The organism is Stenotrophomonas sp. SMYL89 (assembly GCF_036319985.1).
Classification (GTDB): Bacteria; Pseudomonadota; Gammaproteobacteria; order Xanthomonadales; family Xanthomonadaceae; genus Stenotrophomonas; species Stenotrophomonas maltophilia_Q.
The window spans coordinates 193,046-211,730 of sequence record NZ_JAWIRW010000001.1; the positions used below are offsets into that span (position 1 = coordinate 193,046).

Here is an 18,685-nt window from a genome sequence, read left to right on the forward strand (position 1 = left end):
GGGGAAGTGCTCATGAATCGCATCTACCGGCGTGTATGGAACCGCCAGCTCAATGCTCTGGTCGTGGCCTCCGAACTGGCCACCGGCGACAGCGGTGGCAGTGCCGCGCGGGATCCGCGCGCCTTCCTGCTGATGCCCACCACGCTCGCCCTGGCCCTGCTGTGTGCACTGGCCAGTGGCCACGCAGGGGCCTCCGAATCCAATCAGTCGCTGCGTGATCTGCAGGCACTTGCAGCCAAGTACACCCAGCCCATGCCGGTCAAGGTCGATGCCGAGGTGGCCCTTGCGGCTGCCGCAAGCCAGGCCCAGAGCAGCCCGGCAATCAGCGCGGATGCGCGCGTCGGCCTGCAGTTGAGCACCGCGGCGCTGCCGGTGGTGCGTGACGTGCTGCCGGCCACCGTGCAGGTGAAGCTGGCCGCGAACACGGCGCCGAAGCAGGTCGCCGTCCCGGGGCTTGCTGCGGATGTCCACGCGAAAGCCAACATCGGCCTCGGCGGTGCGCAGGTGGCATCCATCGATACCGGTGCAAAAGCGGCCGCCGGCATCAGCGGCGCGCCGGCTGGTGCACTGCGGGGCCTGAAGGCTTCTGTAGATGGCGCGCTGGATTCGAAGCTGAAAGTGGCGGGCCATCAGATCGACGCCCAGGGCCAGGCGAAGGCGACGGCGGCGATCACGCTGCCCGCCAAGGAGGAACTGCCGGGAGAAACCCACGATCGGGCGATCACTGCCGCATTCGATGCCGGTGCAGCCGGCAAGGTGCGCGTGCAGGCGCCGGATGGCCAGGAAGTGGTTGCCGATCGCAATCTGAAGCTGGCGGGCCAGGCAATGGTTGCGGCGCAGAACAGCGCATTGGGTGTCGGGGGGCTGGTGGGCGGCGTGGTCGGCGCCGCGGGCAACGCCGTCGGTGGCGCGCTCAACGGCACGGTCGGTACGGTCGGTGGCGCGGTCGGCGGAGCCCTCAACGGCACCGTTGGCAGTGTGGGCGGCGCCGTGGGCGGCACGCTCAACAACACTGTGGGCGCCGTGGGTGGCGCACTGAATGGAGCTGTGGGCACGGTCGGCAGCGCGGTGGGCGGAGCCCTGAACGGCACCGTCGGCAGTGTGGGTGGTGCCGTAGGCGGCACGCTCAACAACACTGTAGGCGCCGTGGGTGGCGCACTGAATGGCGCCGTAGGCACCGTCGGCGGTGCGGTGGGGGGAGCCCTCAACGGCACCGTCGGCAGTGTGGGCGGCGCCGTAGGCGGCACGCTCAACAACACGGTAGGCGCCGTGGGTGGCGCACTGAATGGCGCCGTCGGCACGGTCGGTAGCGTCGGTGGTGCAGTTGGCGGAGCGCTCAATGGCACCGTCGGCAGTGTGGGCGGTGCGGTGGGTGGCACGCTCAATAACACCGTAGGCGCCGTCGGCGGCGCACTGAACGGCGCCGTCGGCACCGTCGGTGGTGCAGTTGGCGGAGCGCTCAATGGCACCGTCGGCAGCGTGGGTGGCGCCGTGGGCGGCACGCTCAACAACACGGTGGGCGCCGTGGGTGGCGCACTGAATGGCGCTGTGGGCACGGTTGGCAGCGCGGTGGGCGGAGCCCTCAACGGCACCGTCGGCAGTGTGGGTGGTGCCGTAGGCGGCACGCTCAACAACACTGTAGGCGCCGTGGGTGGCGCACTGAATGGCGCCGTAGGCACCGTCGGCGGTGCGGTGGGTGGAGCCCTCAACGGCACTGTCGGCAGCGTAGGCGGCACGCTCAACAACACTGTGGGCGCCGTAGGTGGCGCATTGAATGGTGCGGCAGGCACTGTCGGCGCGGTCGGAGGCGCTGTTGGCGGAGCTCTCAATGGCACCGTCGGCAGTGTGGGCGGCGCAGTGGGCGGCACGCTCAACAACACGGTCGGTTCCGTCGGCGGCCTGCTTAATGGCGCCACCGGTTCCGGCACGGGCCTGGGGGGCCTGCTGGGCAATACGCTCGGCAACGTCGGCAGCGCCGTGGGCAACCTGCTCAACGGCAACCTCAATGGCACCCTTGGCAATCTGGGCAGCGCGGTCGGTGGCCTGGTCGGTGGCACGCTGAGCGGCCTGGGCCTGACCAAGCCCTCCGCGATTCCCCCCACCAGCCCGAAGGCCCCTGCCGCGGCGGATCCGAATGCGGGCCTGATCATCGGCACCGGTGGCCTGGTCGGCAATGTCGGCCAGCTGATCGGGCCGACCACCACCAGCCTGTTCGGCGGCAACGGCTACCTGAGCAACGGCAACCTCAAGCTCAGCAATGCCAACGTGATGCAGACCTACTCGACGGTCAACGTGCTGGGCCTGCCGGTAGTGAACCTGTCGCCGGTCGGCAGCACCCTCAACGGGCTGGGTGGTGCCGTTACCGGTGGCAGCTCGCACCTGACCCTGATCGGTGGCGTGACCTCCGACAGCTACATCTACAACATCAACAACGGCAATCCGGGCGGCCTGCTGGGCCTGCTGCTGCCGAAGGATTCGCCTGCCTGGGCCGCCAAGTGCCTGGACGTCGCCCTGGCCGACATCTCGTGCTGGGCGGTCAACGCCGCGCAGGACTACCAGGTGCTGATGGGCGACGGTGCGTTCGCCAACGGTTCGAAGGAAGTGGTGATCGGTGCCAACGCACGTCACGAGCTGCCGAAGGTTGATGCCAACGTTGCCTTCCCGGGTGATGGGGTCAACGACCCGAGCAACCCGACCGGTGTGCCGACCGCCGACTACGCTGCACGCATGGGCCATTCGGTGATCGTGGGTGACAGTGCCGTGGGTACCGCCAACGGCCAGACCCTGCTGGGTGCTGAGGCCACCTCCAACCAGGCCAACTCGGTGGCACTGGGCTACCGTTCGGCCGCACTGCGCGGCGCGCAGGCCAGCTACACCGCGTATGGCCTCACTGCGCCGCAGGTCTCGGCCGGTGAAGTGTCAGTGGGCACCGCCGGTGGCGGCGAGCGCCAGATCACCAACGTGGCTGCCGGCAGTGTCAACACCGATGCGGTCAACGTGGCCCAGTTGAAGGGTGCGATCAGCCTGATCAACGGCGTGGCCGATGCCGCGGTGACCTACGACCTGGATGCCGGTGGCAATCCGAACTACCGCCGGGTCACCCTCGGCGCCGGTACCGGCACCACCACCATCGGCAACCTGGCCGGCGGCGCGATCACCGCAGGCAGCCTGGAGGCGGTCAACGGTGGCCAGCTGGCTGGTACCAATGCAGCCATCGCCAGCTTCTTCGGTGGCCGCGCGGCGTTCGACCCGGCCAGTGGTGTCTTCACCGCACCGCTGTTCGAGATCAGCAGCATCTCCACCGGTGGTGCCATCGCCAAGGGCCTGTATGAGAACGCCACCGATGCCTTCGCCGCTGTCGATGGCTCGCTGGTCAACCTCAACACGCAGATCACCGACATCCGTAACGGTGGCACCAAGTACCTGCGGGTGAACTCGACCGGTATCGAGGCCCTGGCCAGTGGCACCGACTCGATTGCAGTCGGCACCAATGCCCGCGCCACCGCCGCCAACAGCATCGCGGTCGGTGCCGGCAGCCTGGCCGATCGTGCCAACAGTGTCTCCATCGGCGCGGCCGGTGCCGAGCGCCAGGTCACCAACATGGCCGCCGGTACAGCGGCGACCGATGCGGTCAACGTGGGCCAGTTGCAGGCTTCCGAGCAGGGCGCCCTGCGCTACGACCTCAACGGCGACGGCAGCGTCAACTACGCCAGCGCCACGCTGGGCCAGACCGGCACCGCGACCACGCTGCGCAACCTCGGCCCGGGCCAGGTCAGTGCCACCAGCAGTGAAGCCATCAACGGTGCACAGCTGTTCGCCGCCAACCAGGCCGTGGCCACCCACCTCGGTGGTGGTGCAGCGGTCAACGCCAGCGGCGTGCTGACCGCACCGACCTACTCGATCAACAACGTGGCCGCCAACGGCACGATCACCAAGGGCAACTACAACGACGTCGGCACCGCCTTCGACGCGGTCAGCAATTCGCTGGCCAACGTCGCCGACCAGACCGGCGAGATCGACAAGCTGGCGGTAAAGTACGACGTCGATGGCAGTGGCAACGTGATCAACAGTGTCTCGCTGAAGGGCACCGGCACCGGTGCGGTGAAGGTGACCAACGTGGCCGCGGGCAGCATCCTGGCCGGCAGCAGTGATGCCATCACCGGCGACCAGCTGTTCAGCACGAACAGCACCATCGCCAACTACTTCGGTGGCACCACCGCCTACAACGGCACCACCAACGTGTGGACCGCACCGAAGTTCAGCATCTCCAGCATCGCCACCGATGGCACCTTCACCAGCGGTGATTACAACAACGTCACCGCCGCATTCACCGCCGTGGATGGCTCGCTGAAGGTCCTCAACCAGCGCATCACCAATGGTGGCGGTGGCAGTGCCTACCTGGCGGTGAACTCGACGGCAGCGGCTGCAACGGCGGCCGGCGCGGAGGCGGTGGCGGTCGGCCCGCAGGCGAGTGCCGCAGGTGCCAACAGCGTGGCGGTCGGCAATGGCGCCAGTGCCAGCGCGGGCAACAGCGTGGCGCTGGGTGCCGGTTCGGTGGCCAGCGTCGGTGCGCAGGCAGGCTACACCGGCGCCTATGGGCAGACCGGTGCCAGCAACTCGGCAGGTGAGGTGTCGGTGGGCAGCACCGGCAGCGAGCGCAAGATCACCCATGTTGCTGATGGCTCCGACGACCACGATGCGACCAATGTCGGGCAGCTGAAGAACGGCGTGAACTACGCCATCGACCAGTCCAAGTCCTACACCGACCAGAAGATCCAGAACATCACCAATGTGGCCGGCAGCTTCCGCGCCAACAACACCAACAACCTGGCCGATCCGTCGGCCAGTGGTGCCAACTCGGCCGCCGGTGGCGCGGGTTCCGCCGCGGCGGGTGCCAACTCGACCGCGCTGGGCAATGGCTCGCAGGCACAGGCCGACAACTCGGTGGCGCTGGGTGCGGGCTCGGTGGCGAACCGTGCCAATACGGTGTCGGTGGGTGCCAGCGGTGCGGAACGCCAGGTGGTCAACGTGGCCGATGGCACGCAAGCGACCGATGCGGTCAATGTACGGCAGCTGCAGGCGTCGCAGCAGGGCACCCTCCGCTATGACACCACCACCAACGGTGCCACCAACTTCAACAGCGTGACCCTTGGCAGCACCACCAGTGGCCCGACCACGGTGCGCAATGTCGCCGCCGGCACCGCCGGCACCGACGCGGTCAACGTGGACCAGTTGAAGTCGGGCATGGCACAGACCCTGGATTGGTCGAAGGCCTACACCGACGAGCGCATGGGTGGCTTCGAGCGCGACCTGCGCAAGACCGACAACCGCGCCTCGGCCGGTATCGCTTCGGCGATGGCCACCGCAGCCCTGCCGCAGCCCAGCGAAGCGGGCCGCAGCATGGCCTCGGTCGCAGCCGGCAGCTACAACGGTGAGTCGGGCGTGGCGATCGGTATCTCCGGAGTCTCCGAAGGTGGTCGCTGGATCTACAAGTTCAGCGGCTCCACCAACAGCCGTGGCGAGGCCGGCGTGGCCGTCGGTGCCGGCATCCAGTGGTGATCCCCGCCGCCGGGTCGCAGGTGCGGCCCGGCATCGCGGAAACGTCTACAGGGGGAACGACATGAAACAGCATCGCATCGCCCGCACCGGCCAGCTGGCCGCTACGCTGGGCCTGATCCTGGGAATGGGGCTGCTGGCCGCGTGCCGCAGCCATGCGCCGGCCGCCGACGGTCCGGCCGAAGCCACCGCCGTCCACTTCCCGGACGCCTCCAAGGCCTCGCTGAAGGAGGGCATCTATCCCGATGTCGCCGACCTGCGCCGCTTCGCGCCGGGCATGAGCAAGCGCCAGCTCTACACCTTGTTGGGCACGCCGCATTTCAACGAAGGCATGTGGGGCGTGCGCGAGTGGAACTACCTGTTCAACTTCCGGACGGCGCAGGGTGCCGAATACTTCACCTGCCAGTTCCAGGTGCGATTCGACAGCAAGGGCATCGCCCAGGGCGGCTACTGGAAGCCGGAATCGTGCGCGGCCGTGCTCGAGCCGCCGCGGCCGCCAGCACCGCCGCCGCCGGCACCGTTACCGGAACAGCCGCTACGACTGTCTGCCGATGCGCTGTTCGGGTTTGACAGCGCCGTGCTCAGCGCAGAAGGCCAGCAGGCGGTGCAGGTGGTGTTGGCGCAGGTGCGCGAGGCCGCGCAGGTGCAGTCGATCCGGGTGACCGGGTACACCGATCGCATCGGCAGCGCCAGTTACAACCAGACGCTGTCGCAGCGCCGCGCCGAGGCCGTACGGAATGCCCTGGTGCAGGGCGGGGTGCCCGCCACCGCGATCAGTGCCGAAGGGCGGGGTGCGGCCGAGCCGATCGTGCAGTGCGAGCAACGCAACCGTCGCGAGCTGATCGCGTGCCTGGCCCCGAACCGGCGCGTGCAGATCGCCGGGATGGCCCAGCCGCGCTGACAGTCCCGCGCCGGGGAGTGTCCCGGTATACCGAGTCCCCCCTGACCGCCGGCAGGACGTGGTTACGTCTCCCCCGTCGACCACGCCTGCCGGCGGCTCAGGTTTTCTCCATGGTGCACGCGATGAATGCCCAATTCCTGCCTCTTTCCATGAAGACGGAAGCCACACTGAGTGTGTATGGCCAGCTCGGCAACCATGCCGTGGTGCGCATTCCCGGGCGGCGCCTGCCAGGGCTGATCCTGCAGGCCGATACCGTGGCCGGGTTCCTGGCGCAGTTGCAAGAGGCCCAGGCATGCCTGCGCAGCGGGCGCGCACAGCGCACCGACGCCGAGCTGGACATGCTTATCGACGTGTTGCAGCAGTGGTATGCGCTGATCGAATCGCGCCTGGCCGACGCCGGCGAGGCGCTGTAGAAGAAAAAGGGGACGGAGGGGATTAAGTCGTTTCCGGCACGGCTGGGGCATTGACGACTTAATCCCCTCCGTCCCCTTTTCTGTGTCATGCGCGTGCGCGGATCAACCAGCAGGCAGCGTCCACGCGGACCCGATCGCCCTCGATGAATGGCGTGAATGCTGCCAGCGCCTTGTCGCGGAGTGCAGCGGCGCGTTCTCCGGGCAGGTCTCGCAGGGCAAGACCCAGTGCACCGAGCTGCCCCACATAGGTCGGCAGTTCATTGCGGGCGAGGGAGCAGGGCAGGGCCACCGCAGTCACTTCGACGTCCTTCCAGCCGGCGGCCTGCAGCAGGTGGTGGATGCGTTCATCGTCGGCGAAGGCGAACTGCCCGGGTGCGCCAGGTCTCCGCGGTGGCAGATCCAGCTCATCACCGATGGCCCGCTCGGCGGTCGTCATGAACGGGTTTTCCTCTGCGCTGCGCCAGGCGATGAAGCGCAGGCCCGAATTCGGCCTGGCTGCACGATGCTGGTTGGCGAACGCGGCCCCGGTATCCTCGAAGAACATCACCCCCAACCGCGACTGGATCCAGTCGAAGTGCCCAGAGGGCAGAGGGTGCTGTTGCGCGTCTGCGACGATGAAGTCAGCGTCCAGCCCCGCCGTTTCCGCGCGCTTGCGCGCCATTGCCAGCATCGGTGCGGAGATGTCCACGCCGGTGCAGTGGGCGGCCGGACGTGCCGCGCCGGCGGCAAGCAGGCTCGCGCCCGTGCCGCATCCGATGTCGAGCAGTTGCGTGACGGTTTCTGGCAACTCGGCGACCAGCAGGTCGGCCATCGGCTGGAACAGGCCATCGAGGATGGCCTGCTGGGCGACCCAGATCTGGCCGCTGGGGCCATTCCAGAGGGTGTTCTGATCAACGGGGGATGTGCTGGCCATGGCCTTGCCTTGTCCGGAAGTGGCCCATAGGTTGCTGCTTGAAGACGACTTGAGGTCAAGCCCATGCGTGAACTGGATATCGGCGAGGTGGTGAAGCGCAGCGGGGTGCCGGCCTCGACCCTGCGCTACTACGAGCAGCTGGGGCTGTTGCAGGCGCTGGGGCGCCGTGGCCTGCGACGGCAGTATGACGAGCAGGTGCTGGAACGGCTGGCACTGATAGGGCTGGGCCAGGCCGCTGGGCTGTCGTTGCAGCAGATCGGGCTGTCATTGCCACGGCAGGGCTGTATCACCCTGGATCGCGAGGCGCTGCTGGCGCAGGCCGAGGTGCTGCAACGGCAGATCACGCAGCTGCAGCGGGTACGGCGGCATCTGCAGCGGGCTGCGGCATGCCCGCAGGCAGAGGATGCCCGGAAGTGCGGTTCGTTCCGGAAACTGTTGCGCGCGCAGCAGCGAATGGGTGGGTGAGAGGAGGGCATCCACGCATGGCGTGGATCTACTGCACCACGGCTTCGGCAGATCCACGCCATGCGTGTATGAATCAATCGCGGGTGCTGACTTCCCACGTGGCATGCAGCACGCCCGGTACGTGCTCCATCCGCGCCAGCACCACATCCAGCTCGTCGGCACTCACAGCGGTACTGACCAGCACGGCGATCACATCGGAGGGCGCGTCGGCATGCTCGACCACCTGCACGTCGCCTACCGGGTACTGTGCCGCTTCCAGCGCGTCGACCAGCCGTTCGCGCACCCGCGGCACGGCTTCGGCATCCACGCTCAGTCGCACTTCATAGGTGGCTTCGGTGGCGGCCTCGTTGATCGGAATGCGGTTGATCGCGTTTACCAGCGGCCGCAGCAGGGTATTGCCGGCGATGATCAGTACGGTCAGCAGCACGCCTTCGGCCAGCATGTCCGCACCGGTGCAGCTGCCCACCGCCGCCGAGCACCACAGGGTGGCGGCGGTGTTGAGGCCGCGCACGTTCATGCCTTCCTTCATGATCACGCCAGCGCCGAGGAAGCCGACGCCGGAGACCACGTAGGAGATCACCCGCACGGCTTCGGCGCTGCCGGCGATGCGCATGCCCAGGTCGACGAAGGCGGCCGCGCCTACGGCCACCAGTACGTTGGTGCGCAGGCCGGCGGTGCGCTGCCGGTATTGGCGCTCGGCACCGATCAACGTGCCCAGGACGAAGGCGGCCAGCAGGCTGACCACGGTGTCGGCGAAGGGACCGGCCTGGAAGGTTTCAATGAAGCGCATGGCCGGAGTCTACCCGGTCGAGGTGACAGTAGATCCACGCCATGCCTGGATTTCGAAAGTGCCAGAAACGACTTGATCCCCTCCGTCCCCTTCTTTGCGGGGTCAGTCGGTGTCCTCCACCCGCTCGCCCATCAGCTCGCGCTGGCGCTTGTCCAGTTCTTCGGCGTAGCGCTTGCGCACGAAGGCTTCGGAGACGACGCCCAGCACCTGGCCGTCGGCGCCGACCACCGCCAGCTCGTCGGCCTGGGTCTGGTCGAAGCGCTGCATCACGCTGACCACGTCGGAGGACGGTGCCAGCGAGACGTCACGGTTCTCGGCCAGTTCGCCGATCAGGGCTTCCGGCTTCACGCCATCGCCGTAGACCCGTGGAATCTGCACGATGCCGGCATAGTGGCCCTCGCTGTCGATCAGGATCACCCGGGTGCCCGAGCCCAGTGGAAAGCGTTGGCGGAAGGAGGCCACATCGAGATCGGCCGGGGCGGTGGCCACGCCCTTGCGCATCAGGCGCCCGGCATTGAGGTTCTGCACCCAGCCGACGTCGCGGGCGCTCTTGATGGTCTCGCCGCGCAGGTGCATGCGCCAGGTCGAGAACGAGTAGCCGAACCATTGCCGCACCAGTGTGCTGGACACCAGCACGGCGCTCATCACCACGCTGGTCAGCAGGAAGTCGTGAGTACCTTCCAGCACCAGCATGGCCATGGTCATTGGCGCACCAACGACGGCGGCGGCCAGTGCGGCCATGCCGGCCAGCGCGGCGGAGGTGGCATCGATCACCGGCACGCCGGTGGCCATGCCCAGCAGGCCGGCGAACAACGCGCCGACCAGGGTGCCCATGAACAGCGAAGCGAAGAACAGGCCGCCACGGAAGCCGAAGCCCAGCGAGATGCCAGAGGCCAGGCACTTCAGGGTCAGCAGGCCGCCGATCCAGATCAGCGGGAGATGCGTGGTCAGGTCCAGGTGCAGCGCGCCGTGGCCGGACGACAGCACCTGCGGGCTGGCCAGTGCCAATGGAATCAGCAGCAGGCCGCCGACCACCGGCCGGCCCCACGCGGGCAGCGGGCTGCGCTTGACCGTGCCTTCGATCGAAGCGATCAGGCGCATGATGGCAATGCCGACCATCGCGCAGCAGCAGCCGAGCAGGCCGTAGATGGCGTAGTCGGCGGCGCGCACGTCGATGGTCGAGGCAGCGGGCAGCAGATAGGCCTCGATCCCGGCCTGGTCGGCCACGAACGCGCCGGCCAGTGCGGCCACCGCCACCGGCGCCAACGCGGCCGGGGTGTAGGCGCCGATGACGATCTCGAACGCATAGAACGCACCGGCCAGCGGCGCACCAAACGCAGCGGCGATGGCGCCGGCGGCACCGGCACCGACCAGGATGCGCACGTCGTTCCGGCGCAGGCGCATCACCCGGCCCAACTGAGAGCCGCTGCCTGCGCCCATCTGCGTATACGAAGCCTCCAGGCCGACCGACGCGCCGCAGCCGTTGGACAGCAGGGTCTGGGTCAGCACGATCAGGTTGTCGCGCATCGACATGCGGCCACCGTGCAGGGCATTGGCTTCGACCGCGTCGAGCAGGGGCCGTTTCAGCCGCGTCGCCGCCAGGCTGACCAGGCCGACCAGCAGGCCACCCAGCGGCAGCACCAGCAGCGCTGTCCAGGTCAGCGCGGGCAGGGAGCTCAGGCGCATCCCTTCATCCAGCCCGTACAGGGAGCCTTGCAACCAACGTGCAATGCCGGACTGCAGCAGGGTCAGGTAGCCGGCGATCAGGCCGACCAGCAGCGCCAGCGCGATGAACCACAGGTCGCTACCGCGCAGCCGCAGGCGCAGGCCCTGGAAGGCCAGATGCAGGCGCGATGGCGAAACAGGCGAAGACATGGTGGCGGCATGATACGCCGCCACCGTGAGCGCCACCGTCACCGCATCGGGCGGCTACCGGCTCAGAAGCGGTAGCGGCCCTGCACGTAGAAGGTGCGCGGCGCGGCCACCATGCGGCCGGCGTTGCCATCGACGTTGCGGGTGTACCAGCGCTTGTCGGCCAGGTTGTTCACGCCCAGTGCGATCTCGCTGTCACCCAGGCCCGGCACCTGCCAGGCCACCTGCGCGTTCCACAGGCGCACGCCCGGCACGCGGCCCACGCGCGCATCAGCGGTTTCTTCCCAGGTGTTGGCGGCATCGGAGAACTGGCCGCTCTGGTGGGTGCTGGAGACATTGAAGGTCCAGCCGGCCAGCGCGTAGCGGGCGCCCACGCTGTCGGTGTCGCGCGAGTAGAACGGCACGTCCAGGCCACGGTTGTCGCCCGACTGCTGGATCGCCTTGGTCCAGGTGTAGTTGGCGTACAGCTCCAGACCGGCCAGCGCGCTGTCCTCGGCGAAGTGGTACTCCAGTGCGCTCTCCACGCCCTTGTGGTCGGTGGCACCAATGTTCTGGAAGGTGGGCGGGGTGATCCCCGGCACCTGCAGGATCTGGTTGTCGAAGCGCATCTTGAACACGGTCACTTCCGCGCGAAGTGCACCGTCCTGCCAGCGTGCGCCCAGTTCGGTGGTCTTTGCCACCTCCGGGTTCAGCGGATTGCTGGCGGTCTGCGAGTTCAGCTGGATGTTCTGCACCGGCCCGAACGAGGTGGTGTAGTTGCCGAACACGGTCAGCTGCGGGGTCAGCAGGTAGGCGATGTTGAGCGAGGGCAGGGCCTTGTCGTTGCGGCTGCTGAAGATCGCCGTGCCACCGGCCTGGCGGCGGTCCATGTCGATCCATTCCATGCGCACGCCCGGGGTGATCCGCCACTGGCCGATCGCAATGCGGTCGTCGATGTAGAACGCGTGGGCGTCGGTGGCGTTGTCGAAGCGGGTGTTGGCACTGGCCGCGCCGGTGCGGCGGGCGACGGTGTAGCTGCGGTCGTTGCCGCGCTCGCGCAGGAAGCGGTAGCCAGCGGTGATGTCGTGCACCGTGCTGCCCCAGTGCAGGCGCTGGGTATAGCGCGGCTCGATGCCAAGCACGCGGTAGTCGCGCGGCTGCACGGTCAACTGGGTATTGGCGGCATTGATCAGCGAGCTGGCACGGGTGCTCTCGTTGTAATAGGCCAGCACCTCGAACTCGCTGTTGGCCGACAGCGTGTTGGTGTAGCCCAGGTCGATGCCGGTGCGATGGCCCTTCCAGAAATCGGTCGGCCGGGTGTTCTGGAACGGGTCGGTCTCGTACTGCGCGCGGGTCAGGCCGCCCGGCGTCAGTGAGCGAACGTCGTAGTAGGACAGCTTGGCTCGCAGCTCCTGCTGTCCGTCGATGGCATAGGCGAACTTCAGCGCGAGATCGTTGAAGCGGTCATCGCTGCCCTGGCGCCAGCCGCGGCCATCCTGGCCGGAGTAGAGCAGGGCGGCGCCCAGCCCGTTGTCGCCGGTGCCGCCGAGGAAGGCGTTGTACTGGGTGCTGTCACCGCCGCCGTGGTCGTAGGCGGTGTAACGCACCCCGGCTTCGCCGTGCAGGCCGGTCCCGGTGGGAATGGCGCGGGTGCTGAAGTTGATGATGCCGCCCACGTTCTGCGGCCCGTAGCGCACCGCGCCGCCGCCACGCACCACGTCGATCGACTCGATGTTGGACAGGCTGGTCGGTGCGAACGACAGCTGCGGTTGGCCATACGGCGCTACCGCAAGCGGCACGCCGTCCAGCAGTACGGTCGAGCGCGGCGAGTAGCGGCCGGTGAGGCCACGCACGCCGATGTTCAGCGACACCGAGCTGCCGGCGGTGCCGGCGTTGTCGGTGACCTGCACGCCGGGGATGCGTCGCATCGCATCACCGATGCTCGCCGCGCCGCTGGCCTCGATGCGCTGGCGGTCGACTACGGTGCGTGCGCCGGCGAAGCTCTTGACGCTGTCATGCAGGCCGGTGCCCAGCCAGTTGCCGGAGACCTGGATGCTGTCCAGCGTGGTGGCGCTGTCCTGGGCGGAGGCACGGGTGGTCGGGAGCAGGCACAGGGCGAGGGCGGCGGCCAGGGGCAGGGGAACCGGTTGCAGGGCGAGGATGGGCATCGGTGCAGGCTGTGGAAGGTCGTAAATGAGAATTATTGCTGATTCCATTCGCTATTGGAATGCGCCGCCGGTTCACGCTGTTCCCCCGGTGGTAGAGTGGGCGATTGCTTCCTGACTCGCTGAGATCCGCCATGTCCCAAGCCGCCTTCTACCCCGTCGGAATCCCTGGCCAGCCGTGGGGAGCGGCGGAACGGGAGGCGTGGCGTGGCCGCCAGCAGCGCCTGCGCCGCTACGACGAGGAGGTGCTGCCGCGCATCGAGGCGCTGGCCTCCCGCTTCGAGAAGGTGGCCTATGGCCAGCTCGACTACGCTGGCGAGACCTACACCCTGTTCGCCCTGCGCAGCCGCGACTGGAACCCGGCGTTGCCGGCCGCGCTGGTTACAGGTGGCGTGCATGGGTATGAAACCAGCGGCGTGATGGGCGCGCTGGAGTTCCTTGAGAAGCATGGCACCGACTATGCAGGCAAGGCCAACCTGCTGGTGGCGCCGTGCGTGAACCCGTGGGGCTTCGAGCGCATCAACCGCTGGAACTTCGATGCGATCGATCCGAACCGCAATTTCCGCGCCGATGGCCCGGCCCGCGAATCGACCGCTGTCATCGAGCTGATCGCGCCTTACAAAGGCCAGTTCGTGCTGCATATCGACCTGCACGAAACCACCGACAGCGACGAGAGCGAGTTCCGCCCGGCGCTGGCCGCACGTGACGGCAAGCCGTTCGAGCCGGGCCTGATTCCCGATGGCTTCTATCTGGTGGATGACAGCGAGAACCCGCAGGCGGCGTTCCAGCAGGCGGTGATCGCCGCGGTGGAAAAGGTGACCCATATCGCCCCGGCCGACGACAAGGGCGAGATCATCGGTTCGCCGGTGGTGGCCCACGGCGTGATCGAATACCCGCTGGTGAAGCTGGGCCTGTGCGCTGGCATCACCGGTGCGAAGTACACCACCACCACCGAGGTCTACCCGGACAGCCCGCGCGCCACCCCGCAGCAGTGCAACGACGCCCAGGTGGCAGCGGTGTGCTCGGCGCTGGATTACGCGCTCGCCCATCGTTGATCGGTAGTGGCGGGGGGGGGGGGGGGCCCCCCCCCCCCCCCCCGCGGGGGGGGGGGCCGCGCCCGGCCCGCCACCACCCCCCCCGCAGTGGGCGCGGGCGCGCCGGCCCGCCGCCCCCCCCCGCCCCCCCCCGGGCGGCCCCCCCCCCCCCCCGGCACTACCTCATCCAAGCGCGTCGGCCCACCACAGGGCGGCTGGCCCCGGCGGCGTATCGCGACGCCACAACAGATCGCTGTGGATGCGCCGTGGCCAGCCGGGCAGGGTCAGTTCCACCAGCTGCCCGCGGTCGTAGCGCCGTACCAGCGCGCGTGGCAGCTCGGCCCAGCCGATGCCGTCCTCGGCCATCTCCATCACCATCAGGTAGTCGGTGGCGGTCCATGCCAGGCCCGTGGCCGCGCGGGTGTGGTCGACCTCCGCGCTCAACCGCACCTGCCGGTGCCGTGCCAGCTGGGAAGCCGCGCGCCGGCCGGCGTCGGCCAGCAGATGGCCGCGCGCCACATACACCGACAGTTCGCTGTGGTGCGCCAACGGTCGCGCCACCAGTCCGTCCGGATAGCTTTCCTGGCGTGGCAGCAGGCCCAGCGCGGCGCGACCACTGCCGACCAGTTCCAGCACGTCATCGCCTTCGGCATCCAGCCATTCCAGTTCGATCTCGGGGAACGCTTCGGCAAAGCGCTGCAACACGCGCTGCTCCGGATCGAGCTGGTAGACGTCGGAGAACACCACGGTCAGCCGCGCTTCGACCGGGGCGGCCAGGCGAACGCTCAACTGCTGCAGGCGCGCATCGGCGGCAAGGATCTCCTGTGCGTGGCCCAGTACCTGGCGCCCGGCCTCGGTCAGCTGCGGGTAGCGCCCGCTGCGATCAAACAGGCTCACGCCCAGGTCGGCCTCCAGGTGGGCGATGGCGGTGCTGACCGTCGATTGGGTCTTGCGCAGGCGGCGCGCGGCTGCCGAGAACGAGCCCAGTGCGGCCGCTTCGACGAACGCCTGCAGGGATTCAGGGGAGTAGGGCATTGATCCATCGCTCCTGTCGATGGAATCCATTTTGAATCGACCGTAAAAGGCGATGATACTGGCCGCCGTCGCCCCTGTCTGCGGGGTGTTCCGGATCATCCACGCATGGCGTGGGTCCAATGAGGGCGGGGCGCTGTCCCCGTCCCGCAAGGAGTTTCACATGTCCCGTACTGTTCCCGCCCGTGGCGCGCTGGTCGCCTGGGCCTGCCTGACCGTGGCGATCGTTGCCGAAGTGGTCGGCACCTCGTTCATGGCCCATGCCGCCCGCGACGGTGGCTGGACCGGCTACCTGATCATGGCCGGCGCGCTGGCGCTGTCCTACTACTTCCTGGCGCTGTCGGTGCGCCGCATCGCGGTCGGTGTCGCCTACGCGGTGTGGGAAGGCCTGGGCCTGACTCTGCTGACCGTGGTCGGCCTCACCGTGTTCGGCGAGAGCCTGTCGCTTCAGCAGCTGGCCGGTCTGGTGCTGGCGGTGGTCGGCATCGTCTGTGTCACCCTCGGGGAGGCGCACTGATGAATACCCTGGCCCTGTTTTTCGTGATCTGTTCGGCCTTGATCGACGTCGCCGCCAACATGATGGTGGCCAGGTCGGAAGGCTTCCGCCGCTGGCGCTGGGGTGTCGGCGCGATCGTCATGGTCTGGGTCGCCTTCGCACTGCTGGGCCAGGCGGTGCGCTACATGGACCTGGCCACCGCCTATGCGATGTGGGGTGCAATCGGCGTGATCGGTACCGCCACCTGCGGCCGCCTGCTGTTCGGCAACCGCCTGCGCCCGATCGGCTGGGTTGGCATCGCCCTGGTCACGGCGGCGGTACTGCTCCTCAGCACCGCCAAGTAGCAGCATGCCCGGTCGCGAGCGGGGCGGCGATGATGCAGCGATTTGCGAAGTCGCCCGTGCTCATCGACACTGCGGTTTTCCACATGGAGTGCCCGCATGTTCAGCCACATCACCGTAGGAACGAACGACATGGATGCCGCACGTCGCTTCTACGACGCCCTGTTCGCTGCGATGGACGCGCGTGCGGGCGTATTCGACGAGAAGGGACGGCTGCTGTACTTCAAGGATGGGCGGATGTTCGGTGTAACCGCGCCGATCGATGGGCAGCCAGCGTGCCATGCCAACGGTGGCACCATCGGTTTCAGTCTGGGCAGTGCAGAGGCCGTGCGTGCCTGGCAGGAAGCTGGAGTGGCTCACGGTGGTACCGCCATCGAAGATCCGCCCGGCATCCGCAACATGTCCGGTCGGCAGGTGTTCCTGGCCTATCTGCGTGACCCGGGTGGCAACAAGCTGTGTGCGGTGCATGTAATGTCGTGATCGGACAGGATGCGCGTGGCCGCGCCGCAGGCGGTGCGCGCGGCCTGCGCAAGCCAAGGGTGCGCGGGCCGCGCGCGCGTGATACCACGGAATGAGCGGACGGGCCTGCGACCGCAGGCCGCAACTTCATGCTCTGTCCACTGCGGTTCAGCCAGAATCGGTCGGCTAATTCCCTGATCTACCGGAGAACGCCGCCCCATGGATGTACTGGAGCCGCAACAATCCCCGGTGCGCACCCTTCGGCCTGTGTTCGCCTTCGCGGCGATCGTTGTCGTGGCGTTCGCGCTGTTCGTCAGCCTGTTTCCACTCGGTGCGGGCCGCCTTCTGCTGAAGGCGCAGGACTGGGCCGCACTGAATGTCGGCTGGTACTACCTGCTGGCAATGACCCTGTACCTGGTGTTCGTGGTCGGTGTGGCGCTGTCCAAGTATGGTGGCATCAAACTCGGCGCCGACCATGACGAGCCGGAGTTCAGCTACCTCTCCTGGGCCGGCATGCTGTTCGCGGCCGGCATCAGCATCACCCTGTTCTTCTTCTGCGTCTCCGAACCGCTGACCCACTACCTGCAGCCGCCGCAGGGCGATCCGGCTGCGGGCGAGGCCGGTGCACGGCAGGCCATGCAGCTGTTGTTCCTGCATTGGGGCCTGCACGGCTGGGGCGTGTTCGCACTGGCAGCGATGGCGATGGCCTATTTCGCCTATCGCCACAACCTGCCACTGGCGCTGCGCTCGGCGCTGTACCCGCTGATCGGCAAGCGCATCAACGGCCCGATCGGCTACACCGTGGATGCGCTGGGCATCGTCGCCACCGTGTTCGGCATCGGCGCCGACATGGGCTTCGGGGTGCTGCACCTCAATGCCGGGCTGGCGCACCTGTTCAACATCCCGCATTCCAACCTGGTGCAGATCATCCTGGTGGTGGCGATGATGGGCGCGGCGGTGGCCGTGGCCGTCTCCGGCGTGGAGAAGGGCGTGCGCTGGATGGCCAACATCAACATGCTGCTGGCGATCGCGCTGGTGCTGTTCATGCTGTTCGCCGGGCCGACGCAGTACCTGTTCAGCACCTTGATGCAGAACCTGGGCGACTACCTGGGCAGCGTGGTCGGCAAGAGTTTCGATGTGTATGCCTACGGCGGCCGCCCCGAATGGCTGGGTGGCTGGACGGTGTTCTACTGGGCCTGGTGGATCGGCTGGGCGCCGTTCGTCGGCCTGTTCATCGCGCGCATCTCGCGTGGCCGCACCATCCGCGAATTCGTGTTCGGCGTGCTGCTGATTCCGCTGGGCTTCACCCTTGCCTGGCTGTCGATCTTCGGCAACAGCGCGCTGGACCAGGTCCTGCACCACGGTCAGCAGCAGTTGGCGCAGCTGGCGGTGGATGATCCACCGACGGTGCTGTATGCATTGTTGGATGGTTACCCGTGGAGCCGTACGGTGATCGCGGTGACGGTGCTGGTCAGCTTCATCTTCTTCGTGACCTCGGCCGACTCGGGGGCGGTGGTGTTGTCTACGCTGTCCTCGCACGGCGGTGCGCCGGAGGATGATGGTCCGCGTTGGCTGCGCGTGTTCTGGGGCACGGTGATCGCGGTGCTGACCGCCGGGTTGCTGCTGGCTGGCAGCATCGATGCGCTCAAATCGGCGGTGGTGCTGGCGTCGCTGCCGTTCTCGGCGGTGCTGCTGCTGATGATGTGGGGGCTGACCCGCGCCTTCAGTGACGAATCGCACCGTAAGCGCGCGCTGCAGTACCGGCCGTCACCGTTGATCGGAGACGATCGCCATCATCAGGGCTGGCGCCAGCGCCTGAGCCAGGCCATGCACTTCCCGGTGCGCGACCAGGTCTACCGCTTCATGGATGACACGGTGAAGCCGGCGATGGAGGCGGTGGCCGAGCAGCTGCGCGGGCAGGGCTGGGACGTGGCCACGCGCTTCGAGGCGGGCGACATGGAGTTGACGGTCAACCATGGCGAGCAGCAGGACTTCCTGTACCGGGTGATCCTGAGCGGTTACCTGACCCCGTCGTTCGCCGCACAGCAGCTGCGCAACCAGCGCTACTACCGCGCCGAGGTGCACCTGTTCGAAGGCAGCCAGGACTACGACCTGGTGGGCTACAGCCGCAAGCAGATCATCAACGACATCATCAGCCAGTACGAACGGCACCTGCAGTTCCTGCACCTGAGCCGGTGATGCGGTGGGGGGGGGGGCGTGGGGCGCCCCCCCCAGGAGGAGCCGCACCCCCGCCCGGGGGGGGGGGCGG

Annotated in this window: 14 protein-coding genes; 9 read left to right on the plus strand and 5 right to left on the minus strand. The window is 67.9% G+C overall.

Features of this window, described 5'->3' with window-relative positions; genetic code table 11:
* Positions 1 to 12: 12 nt before the first annotated feature.
* The 3 genes from V3B41_RS00945 to V3B41_RS00955 all read left to right on the plus strand — a co-directional run bounded on the left by V3B41_RS00945 (position 13) and on the right by V3B41_RS00955 (position 6,870).
* Positions 13 to 5,559 carry an ESPR-type extended signal peptide-containing protein gene (locus V3B41_RS00945; protein ID WP_100443823.1) on the plus strand — a complete coding sequence of 1,849 codons (5,547 nt, stop codon included), beginning with the start codon at positions 13 to 15 and terminating at the stop codon, positions 5,557 to 5,559.
* A gap of 61 nt (positions 5,560 to 5,620) precedes the next feature.
* On the plus strand, positions 5,621 to 6,457 hold the full coding sequence (locus V3B41_RS00950; RefSeq protein WP_049427169.1) for an OmpA family protein: 837 nt from the start codon (positions 5,621 to 5,623) through the stop codon (positions 6,455 to 6,457).
* Between the two features lie 122 nt (positions 6,458 to 6,579).
* The gene (locus V3B41_RS00955; protein WP_014037513.1) at positions 6,580 to 6,870 is read left to right on the plus strand and encodes a hypothetical protein; all 291 of its coding nucleotides are present in this window, start codon (positions 6,580 to 6,582) and stop codon (positions 6,868 to 6,870) included.
* A gap of 85 nt (positions 6,871 to 6,955) precedes the next feature.
* Here the strand turns inward: V3B41_RS00955 and V3B41_RS00960 are convergent, their stop codons facing one another.
* Positions 6,956 to 7,783 carry a class I SAM-dependent methyltransferase gene (locus tag V3B41_RS00960; protein ID WP_049427167.1) on the minus strand — a complete coding sequence of 276 codons (828 nt, stop codon included), beginning with the start codon at positions 7,781 to 7,783 and terminating at the stop codon, positions 6,956 to 6,958.
* 63 nt (positions 7,784 to 7,846) lie between these two features.
* On the opposite strand from V3B41_RS00960, the gene V3B41_RS00965 reads away from it, so the two are divergent.
* Entirely contained in the window at positions 7,847 to 8,248 is a 402-nt protein-coding gene (locus tag V3B41_RS00965) for a MerR family transcriptional regulator (RefSeq protein WP_049427164.1), read from the plus strand.
* 73 nt (positions 8,249 to 8,321) lie between these two features.
* Here V3B41_RS00965 and V3B41_RS00970 read toward each other — a convergent pair whose 3' ends face one another.
* From V3B41_RS00970 to V3B41_RS00980, 3 genes are all read right to left on the minus strand, one after another.
* Positions 8,322 to 9,038, minus strand: a complete 717-nt coding sequence (locus V3B41_RS00970) for an MgtC/SapB family protein (protein ID WP_049427162.1) — start codon at positions 9,036 to 9,038, stop codon at positions 8,322 to 8,324.
* Positions 9,039 to 9,140: 102 nt separating this feature from the next.
* Complete coding sequence (locus V3B41_RS00975) at positions 9,141 to 10,913, minus strand: chloride channel protein (RefSeq protein ID WP_049427174.1); 1,773 nt, start codon at positions 10,911 to 10,913, stop codon at positions 9,141 to 9,143.
* A 62-nt stretch (positions 10,914 to 10,975) separates the two neighbouring features.
* Entirely contained in the window at positions 10,976 to 13,057 is a 2,082-nt protein-coding gene (locus V3B41_RS00980; RefSeq protein ID WP_329859662.1) for a TonB-dependent siderophore receptor, read from the minus strand.
* 131 nt (positions 13,058 to 13,188) lie between these two features.
* Between V3B41_RS00980 and V3B41_RS00985 the strand changes: the two genes are divergently transcribed.
* The gene (locus tag V3B41_RS00985; protein WP_049427612.1) at positions 13,189 to 14,109 is read left to right on the plus strand and encodes a M14 family metallocarboxypeptidase; all 921 of its coding nucleotides are present in this window, start codon (positions 13,189 to 13,191) and stop codon (positions 14,107 to 14,109) included.
* A 162-nt stretch (positions 14,110 to 14,271) separates the two neighbouring features.
* On the opposite strand, the gene V3B41_RS00990 is transcribed toward V3B41_RS00985, so the two are convergent.
* On the minus strand, positions 14,272 to 15,123 hold the full coding sequence (locus V3B41_RS00990) for a LysR family transcriptional regulator (RefSeq protein WP_100443826.1): 852 nt from the start codon (positions 15,121 to 15,123) through the stop codon (positions 14,272 to 14,274).
* A gap of 160 nt (positions 15,124 to 15,283) precedes the next feature.
* On the opposite strand from V3B41_RS00990, the gene V3B41_RS00995 reads away from it, so the two are divergent.
* The 4 genes from V3B41_RS00995 to betT all read left to right on the plus strand — a co-directional run bounded on the left by V3B41_RS00995 (position 15,284) and on the right by betT (position 18,615).
* On the plus strand, positions 15,284 to 15,637 hold the full coding sequence (locus V3B41_RS00995; RefSeq protein WP_019659945.1) for an SMR family transporter: 354 nt from the start codon (positions 15,284 to 15,286) through the stop codon (positions 15,635 to 15,637).
* Entirely contained in the window at positions 15,637 to 15,960 is a 324-nt protein-coding gene (locus V3B41_RS01000) for an SMR family transporter (protein ID WP_049428414.1), read from the plus strand. Before V3B41_RS00995 ends, V3B41_RS01000 begins: the two co-directional genes overlap by 1 nt.
* A 96-nt stretch (positions 15,961 to 16,056) precedes the next feature.
* Entirely contained in the window at positions 16,057 to 16,437 is a 381-nt protein-coding gene (locus V3B41_RS01005) for a VOC family protein (RefSeq protein WP_049428416.1), read from the plus strand.
* A gap of 198 nt (positions 16,438 to 16,635) precedes the next feature.
* On the plus strand, positions 16,636 to 18,615 hold the full coding sequence (betT, locus tag V3B41_RS01010) for a choline BCCT transporter BetT (RefSeq protein ID WP_329859667.1): 1,980 nt from the start codon (positions 16,636 to 16,638) through the stop codon (positions 18,613 to 18,615).
* Positions 18,616 to 18,685 lie beyond the last annotated feature (70 nt).